General features: G+C 70.7%; 5 protein-coding genes. All 5 read left to right on the top strand.

Going from position 1 to position 6,238, the window contains the following annotated elements; all coding sequences use genetic code 11:
* The first annotated feature begins 291 nt into the window (after window positions 1-291).
* The 5 genes from ACFU7Y_RS37930 to ACFU7Y_RS37950 all read left to right on the top strand — a co-directional run bounded on the left by ACFU7Y_RS37930 (window position 292) and on the right by ACFU7Y_RS37950 (window position 6,200).
* The gene (locus ACFU7Y_RS37930) at window positions 292-1,482 is read left to right on the top strand and encodes an ROK family protein (protein ID WP_380771080.1); all 1,191 of its coding nucleotides are present in this window, start codon (window positions 292-294) and stop codon (window positions 1,480-1,482) included.
* Window positions 1,483-1,586: 104 nt separating this feature from the next.
* Complete coding sequence (locus ACFU7Y_RS37935) at window positions 1,587-2,942, top strand: ABC transporter substrate-binding protein (protein WP_224282997.1); 1,356 nt, start codon at window positions 1,587-1,589, stop codon at window positions 2,940-2,942.
* A gap of 25 nt (window positions 2,943-2,967) precedes the next feature.
* Window positions 2,968-3,981 (top strand): carbohydrate ABC transporter permease, encoded by a 1,014-nt coding sequence (locus ACFU7Y_RS37940; RefSeq protein ID WP_224282998.1) that lies wholly within the window; start codon window positions 2,968-2,970, stop codon window positions 3,979-3,981.
* Between the two features lie 21 nt (window positions 3,982-4,002).
* Window positions 4,003-4,911 carry a carbohydrate ABC transporter permease gene (locus tag ACFU7Y_RS37945; protein WP_380771081.1) on the top strand — a complete coding sequence of 303 codons (909 nt, stop codon included), beginning with the start codon at window positions 4,003-4,005 and terminating at the stop codon, window positions 4,909-4,911.
* An 8-nt stretch (window positions 4,912-4,919) separates the two neighbouring features.
* A complete protein-coding gene (locus ACFU7Y_RS37950) occupies window positions 4,920-6,200 on the top strand; it encodes a 6-phospho-beta-glucosidase (protein WP_380771082.1) in 1,281 nt (426 codons plus the stop codon).
* Window positions 6,201-6,238: the final 38 nt, after the last annotated feature.

Consider the following 6,238-nt stretch of genomic DNA (forward strand, 5'->3'; position numbering starts at 1 on the left):
TCCCCACCCAAGGAGGGGCGGCGCACTTATTTTTTCCTTTTTATATAAGTTTCCGTCCTTGGAGGCTAGGCGAGTGTTGGCCCCGCTCCGGCGGGGGCGGGGCTTCGTGCTGTCCGGTAACGCTTCGGCATCCTCCGCTCCACCCACCATTGACACCCCGCCGACACGGCCCTTACGGTCCTTCCCAAGCGACTGGAAAGTTTCCTAACAGTTCGCCCGAAGCCCGCCCGCTCCCCGCGCCGGCGCCACCCGCGGACCGTCCCGACCAGCCGAAAGAGGAGGATTCCGGGCATGACCAAGAGCATCGCCAAGGCCCCCCTCGCCGGCACCCCCAGCCTGCTGCGCGCCATCAACGACCGCGCCGCCCTCGAACTGCTGCTGGAGAACGGGCCGCTCTCGCGCACCCAGATCGGCGCCCTCACCGGGCTGTCCAAGCCCACCGCCTCCCAGTTGCTGGCCCGGCTGGAGGCGGCCGGGCTGGTCCTGCCGGTCGGCACCACGGCGGGCGGACCCGGCCCCAACGCCCAGCTGTACCAGGTGAATCCGGCCGCCGGGTACGTCGCCGGACTGGACGTCACCAACAGCGAGATCCGGGTCGCCGTCGCCGACATCACCGGCACCACGCTGGCCGAGCACACCGTGCCGACCAAGGGCGTCCCGGCCGCCGGCACCGTACCGACCGTCGCCGCCGCGGTGGCCGAGGCGGCGCGGGCCGCCGGAATCCCCGAGGGCGGCCTGCGCACCGCCGCGATCGGGCTCGGCGGCGCCCCCGACCCCGTCACCGGCAAACTGCGCTACGCCTCCCACCTGCCGGGCTGGCACTCGCCGCGACTGGTCGAGGAGCTGACCGGGGCGATCGGCGCGCCGGTGTCGATCGAGAACGACGTGAACCTGGCCGCCGTCGCCGAACGGTCCTCGGGTGCGGCGGCCGGCTTCGAGGACTTCGTCCTGCTCTGGGCCGGGGCGGGCGTCGGCGCGGCGATCGTGATCGCCGGACGGCTGCACCGCGGCTTCACCGGCGGCGCCGGGGAGGTCGGCTACATGCCGCTGCCCGACTCGCCGGTCGAGTGGGACGCCCGCCGCCGCAAGTTCGGCGGGTTCCAGGCGCTGGTCGGCGCACCCGCCGTCCGGGCCCTGGCCCGTGAGCACGGGCTCGGAGCGGCCACCGCACAGGAGTCCGTCGCCAAGGCGCTGGCCACCCCGGGCGCCGGCGACGCCTTCCTCGCCGAGCTGGCCGGGCGGCTCGCCGTCGGGCTGGCGGTGATCGTCGCCGTCGTCGACCCCCAGCTGGTGGTCCTCTCCGGCGTGGTGCCGAGCGCGGGCGGCGAGCGCCTGCGCGCGCTGGTCGAGGACGAACTGGCGCGGATCTCCATCGCCCGGCCGGAGGTCCGCAGCAGCGCCCTGCCCGGCTCACCGGTCCTGCTCGGCGCCCTGCAACGTGCCCTGTCCGACGCCCGCGAGGCGGTCTTCTCCACCCACTGACGCTCCCCCTGTCACCTCGCTCCCTGCACCCAGCTCTCCCCAACCCCCGAACGCGGGACCCGAGGCAACGAGGCCTGCCCGCGCACCCCCAGGAGGATCCCGAAGTGCACGCCACCACCTCCCGCAGAGGCCGCCGCACCATCGCCGCCGTCGCCGGCAGCGCCGTCCTGGCCCTGCTCGCCTCCGCCTGCACCGGTTCCAGCGACTCGGGCGGCAGCGACGACTCGGCCGGCGGCAAGGACGTCACCATCACCTTCTGGCACGGCTGGAGCCAGGAGAACGAGATCAAGGCGATCAACGACAACATCGCCGCCTTCGAGAAGAGCCACCCCAACATCCACGTCAAGGCCGTGGACAGCCTCGCGGACGACAAGGTCAACCAGGCCCTGCGGGCCGGCGGCGCCGACGCGCCGGACGTGGTCTCCTCGTTCACCACCAACAACGTCGGCATGTTCTGCTCGACCAAGGCCTTCGTCGACCTCAAGCCGATGCTCCGGAAGAGCGGCATCGACCCGGCCAAGACCTTCCCGGCCACGATGCTCGACTACACGCAGTTCCAGGGCAACCAGTGCTCGCTGCCGCTGCTCGGCGACGCCTACGGCCTGTACTACAACAAGAAGGCCTTCGCCGCCGCCGGCATCGCCAACCCGCCGAAGACCTTCAGCGAGTTCGCCGAGGACGCCGCCAAGCTGACCGTCGCCGACGGCGACTCGTACAAGCAGCTCGGCTTCATGCCGCTGTACCACGGCTACGAGAACACCACCGAGCACTTCCTCGGCCAGTACGGCCCCACCTACTTCGGCTCCGACGGCAAGTCGAACATCGCCACCGACCCGAAGGTCGCCGCGATGTTCAAGTGGCAGAAGGGCCTGGTCGACCAGCTCGGCGGCTACGACAAGCTGGAGAAGTACCGCGCCACCTTCGGCGAGGAGTTCAGCGCCAAGAACCCCTTCCACACCGGCCAGGTCGCGATGATCCTCGACGGCGAGTGGCGCACCGCCTCGCTCGCCAAGGACAAGCCCGACTTCGAGTGGGCCACCGCCGCCTTCCCCGTCCCGGACGACCAGGCCGACACCTACGGCCGCGGCTACCAGACCGGCACCATCGTCGGCATCGCCAGCACCAGCAAGAAGCAGGCCGCCGCCTGGGAGTTCGTCAAGTACCTGACCACGGACACCGACGCGGTGGTCGGCTTCGCCAACGCGATCCACAACGTGCCGAGCACCTTCGACGCGCTCAACTCGCCGAAGCTGGTCAGCGACGAGAACGTCAAGACCTTCCTGGACGTCGCCAGGAACGCCAACTCCACCACCACCCCGCCGGCCGTCAACGGCGGCAGCTACATCATCACCCTGCAGAACCTCGGCTACGACTACGAGTCCGGCAAGCAGACCGACCTCCAGGCCGGCCTGGCCGCCACGGCCAAGCAGATCGACACCGACATCGCCCAGGCCAAGTAGGCCCGGAACGGTCCACGGAGCTCCCATGTCACTCGCGTTCGGCACCCGCAAGGGAAGCGACGAGGCCGACGCGGGACCGACCGGCCCGGCGGCGCCCTCCACGCAGCACCTGCTGCGCCGGAAGCGCCGCCGGGAGGCGGCCCGCACCCTCGCCTTCCTCTCCCCCTGGCTGATCGGGTTCAGCGTCTTCTTCGTCTACCCGCTGGTCTCCACCCTCTATTTCTCCTTCACCTCCTACAACGGCTTCGGCTCCCCGACCTTCAGCGGCCTGAAGAACTGGGACTACGTCTTCAACCAGCTGCCGACCTTCTGGCAGGGCCTGCGCAACACCCTGTGGCTGGTCGTCGTCATGGTGAGCCTGCGGGTCGCCTTCGGCCTGGGCATCGGGATGCTCATCACCAAGGTCAAGACCGGCGCCGGCTTCTTCCGCACCGCCTTCTACCTGCCGTACCTGGCCCCGCCGGTGGCCGCGACCGTCGCCTTCGCCTTCCTGTTCAACCCCGGCACCGGCCCGGTCAACCACCTGCTCGGCGAGCTCGGCCTGCCGCAGCCCGGCTGGTTCGCCTCCGAGGACTGGTCCAAGCCCGCGCTCACCCTGCTCGCCATGTGGGGCATCGGCGACCTGATGGTCATCTTCATGGCCTCGCTGCTGGACGTCCCCAGGGAACAGTACGAGGCGGCCGAGCTGGACGGCGCCGGCCCGTTCCAGCGGTTCCGGTACGTCACCCTGCCGAACATCTCGCCGATCATCATGTTCGCGGTGGTCACCGGGGTGATCCAGACCATGCAGTACTACACCCAGGCGATCGTCGCCGGGAAGGTCGCCAGCGGCATCGCGGGTGGCTCCGGCCAGCCGTTCGAGCCCGGCTACCCGGGCGGCTCCACCTGGACCCTGCCGCAGATGGTCTACAACCTCGGTTTCCAGCGCTTCGACTACGGCGCGGCCTGCGTCGTCGCCCTGGTGCTGTTCGCCATCTCGATGGCCGTCACCTCGATCCTGCTCCGCCGCCGCTCCGGCTTCACGGCGAGCGACGACTAGCGGGCCTGTGAGGACCTGATCATGACTCTTGGCACCACACTCACCAAGGCGCCGGCCTCCGCCGGCCCCTCCCGCCCCGGCGGCCCCGCCGCCCGGGCCGCCCGGCGCCGCGCGGCGCTCAACTGGGTGGCCGTGCACGCACTGGCCATCGCCGCCGCGCTGTTCTTCCTGCTGCCCTTCGTGTTCGTCTTCCTCACCTCGGTGATGTCGGACCAGCAGGCGCTCACCACCGACTACTGGCCGACCAGCTGGAACTGGGGCAACTACGGCAAGGTCTGGGACACCCCCGGCTTCCTCACCTGGTGGCGCAACACCCTGCTGTACGCCGCGCTCGGCACCCTGCTGACCGTGGTCTCCAGCCTCCCGGTGGCCTACGCGCTCGCCAAGTTCCGCTTCCGGGGCCGCAACCTGGCACTGATGGCGGTCATCGCGATGATGATGCTGCCGCCGCAGGTCACCGTCATCCCGATGTACCTGTTCTGGGCCAAGCAGATGGGCCTGAGCGGCTCGCTCTGGCCGCTGATCATCCCGATGGCCTTCGGCGACGCGTTCTCCATCTTCCTGCTGCGCCAGTTCCTGATGACCATCCCCAAGGAGTACATCGAGGCCGCCCGGATGGACGGCTGCGGCGACCTGCGCACCCTGCTGCGGGTGGTCCTGCCGATGGCCAAGCCGGCCATCGCGGCGGTCGCGCTGTTCCAGTTCTTCTACTGCTGGAACGACTACTTCGGCCCGCAGATCTACGCCAGCAACAACCACGAGGCCTGGACCCTCAGTTACGGGCTGGAGTCCTTCAAGGCCGCCCACCACACCAACTGGAACCTCACCATGGCCGCCACCCTGCTGGTGATGGCCCCGGTGATCGTCCTCTTCTTCTTCGCTCAGAAGGCCTTCATCGAAGGCGTGACACTGACAGGGGTCAAGGGCTGATGTCCGCACTGAAGTTGGCAATCGTCGGCGGCGGTTCGACGTACACCCCGGAGCTGATCGACGGCTTCGCCCGGCTGCGCGACACCCTGCCGATCGGCGAGCTGGTGCTGATCGACCCGGCCGCCGAGCGCCTGGAGCTGATCGGCGGCCTCGCCCGGCGGATCTTCGCCAGGCAGGGGCACTGCGCGGTCGTCACGGTCACCACGGACCTGGCGGCGGGCGTCGCCGGCGCCGACGCCGTGCTGCTCCAGCTGCGCGTCGGCGGGCAGGCGGCGCGCAACCAGGACGAGACCTGGCCGCTGGAGTGCGGCTGCGTCGGACAGGAGACCACCGGCGCCGGCGGGCTCGCCAAGGCGCTGCGCACCGTCCCGGTGGTGCTGGACATCGCCGAGCAGGTGCGCCGGACCAACCCGGACGCCTGGATCGTGGACTTCACCAACCCGGTCGGCATCGTCACCCGGGCCCTGCAGAGCGCCGGCCACAAGGCCGTGGGGCTGTGCAACGTCGCGATCGGCTTCCAGCGCAAGTTCGCGGCGCACCTGGGCGTGGACCCGGAGCTGGTCCGGCTCGACCACGTCGGGCTCAACCACCTGACCTGGGAGCGCGGGGTGACCCTGCTGGACGCCCCGGGCGCCGCGGCCGGGCGCGAGGTGCTCCCGGAGCTGCTCTCCTCGCACGGCAAGGAGATCGCCGAGGACCTGCACCTGCCGCAGGCCGTCATCGAGCGGCTCGGCGTGGTGCCGTCCTACTACCTGCGGTACTTCTACCAGCACGACGCGGTGGTGGCGGAGCTGAAGGAGCAGGGCTCGCGGGCCGCGCAGGTGGCCGAGATCGAGCGGCAGCTGCTGGAGCTGTACGCCGACCCGGCCCTGGACACCAAACCCGAGCTGCTCGGCAAGCGCGGCGGCGCGTTCTACTCGGAGGCCGCCGTCCAGCTGATCGCCGCACTGCTCGGCACCGGCGACGGGACCTCCGTGCAGGTGGTGAACACCCGCAACGACGGCGTGCTGCCCTTCCTGCCGGACGACGCCGTCATCGAGGTGCCGGCCGAGGTGGACGCGCGGGGCGTGCGCCCGCTGCCGCAGCGGCCCGTCGAACCGCTGTACGCCGGCCTGATCGCCGCCGTCACCTCGTACGAACACCTCGCCCTCGACGCCGCCCTGCGCGGCGGCCGCGACCGGGTCTTCGACGCCCTGCTCGCCCACCCGCTGGTCGGCCAGATCGAGCTCGCCGACCGGCTCACGGACCGGCTGCTCGCCCACAACCGCGAGCACCTCGCCTGGGCCTGACCCGGCCCGTCGTGCCCGCCCGGCGACCTCCTCCGGTC

The sequence above is a fragment of the Kitasatospora sp. NPDC057542 genome (genome assembly GCF_042801945.1).
Taxonomy (GTDB): Bacteria; Actinomycetota; Actinomycetes; order Streptomycetales; family Streptomycetaceae; genus Kitasatospora.

Bases quoted from the DNA above. Each gene is read 5' to 3' on its own strand.
- ACFU7Y_RS37940 (WP_224282998.1), top strand. From the start codon at position 2,968: ATGTCACTCGCGTTCGGCACCCGCAAGGGAAGCGACGAGGCCGACGCG.
- ACFU7Y_RS37945 (WP_380771081.1), top strand. From the start codon at position 4,003: ATGACTCTTGGCACCACACTCACCAAGGCGCCGGCCTCCGCCGGCCCC.
- ACFU7Y_RS37930 (WP_380771080.1), top strand. From the start codon at position 292: ATGACCAAGAGCATCGCCAAGGCCCCCCTCGCCGGCACCCCCAGCCTG.